The sequence below is a fragment of the Streptomyces niveiscabiei genome (assembly GCF_001419795.1).
Taxonomy (GTDB): Bacteria; Actinomycetota; Actinomycetes; order Streptomycetales; family Streptomycetaceae; genus Streptomyces; species Streptomyces niveiscabiei.
The window spans coordinates 1-1318 of sequence record NZ_LIRL01000792.1 but is presented as its reverse complement, the minus strand read 5'-3'; the positions used below and the strand labels follow the sequence as shown (position 1 = coordinate 1318).

Sequence of the window (1318 nt, the reverse complement as noted above, 5' to 3'; positions counted from 1 at the left end):
AACGCTCACGTGAGCGTTCACGGCACCGTTCCCGGCAACGTTCACGTGAGCGCTCACGGCGTCAGAGACTCACGCCGCCCGCCCGCTCACGGTGCCAGCCACTCCGCCGTATACGTGTCGATCTCGTCCTTGATCCGTGTCTTCCCCGCCTCGTCGAGGAACGACGCCTCGACCGCATTCTTCGCGAGGTCGGCGATGCCGCGCTCGTCGAGGTCGAGGAGGCGGGCGGCGACGGCGTACTCGTTGTTGAGGTCGGTGCTGAACATCGGCGGGTCGTCCGAGTTGATCGTGACCAGCACGCCCGCGCGGACGAACTCCTTGATCGGGTGCTCGTCGAGGTTCGCGACCGCGCGCGTGGCGATGTTCGAGGTCGGGCAGACCTCCAGCGGGATGCGCTCGGCGGCGAGGTGGGCGAGAAGTTTCTCGTCCTGGGCGGAACTCGTGCCGTGGCCGATGCGTTCAGCACGTAGGTAGGTCAGGGCGTCCCAGACCGTGCCCGGTCCCGTCGTCTCCCCCGCGTGCGGCACCGAGCGCAGGCCCGCAGCGATGGCGCGGTCGAAGTACGGCTTGAACTGCGGCCGGGGCACCCCGATCTCCGGCCCCCCGAGGCCGAAGGACACGAGGCCCTCGGGGCGCAGCCGGTCGTCCGTCGCGAGCCGGACGGTCTCCTCCGCCGACTCCAGCCCCGCCTCGCCCGGAATGTCGAAGCACCAGCGCAGGACGGTGCCGAGTTCTTTCTCCGCGGCCTTGCGCGCGTCCTCGATCGCGTCCATGAACGCCTTCGCGTCGATGCCGCGCCGGGTCGAGGAGAAGGGGGTGATCGTCAGCTCGGCGTACCGCACCTGCTGGCGGGCCAGCTCCCGCGCGACCTCGTAGGTCAGCAGGCGGACGTCCTCCGGGGTGCGGATGACGTCCACGACCGACAGGTACACCTCCACGAAGTGCGCGAAGTCCGTGAAGGTGAAGTAGTCGGCGAGCGCCTCGGGGTCCGTCGGCACCTTCGCGTCCGGGTGCCGGGCCGCCAGTTCCGCGACGATCCTGGGCGACGCGGAGCCCACGTGGTGAACATGGAGTTCGGCCTTGGGCAGACCGGCGATGAACGCGCGCAGGTCGGGGGATGCGGGTACGGCGTTGCTCATGAGTCCCTCCGGGACAGCGCCTCCGGGGAGACCCCGGGCACAGGTGATCGGCTGATCGGTTCCCGATCATCCTAGGCGGGGACTGTGCGGAAGGAGGGGGGATTTAGCATGGGCGGGACGGGAAAGAGGGGGCCGGCGCCATGACGGAGAACACGCGGGACGGGCGGGGCGACGAGGTC

The 1318-nt window shown here is 69.8% G+C and carries 1 protein-coding gene; it reads right to left on the bottom strand.

Translation table 11 applies throughout. The annotated features are described in order from the left end of the window. Nucleotides 1-86: 86 nt before the first annotated feature. Nucleotides 87-1139 carry an adenosine deaminase gene (locus AOK24_RS33800; protein WP_055723824.1) on the bottom strand — a complete coding sequence of 351 codons (1053 nt, stop codon included), beginning with the start codon at nt 1137-1139 and terminating at the stop codon, nt 87-89. Nucleotides 1140-1318: the final 179 nt, after the last annotated feature.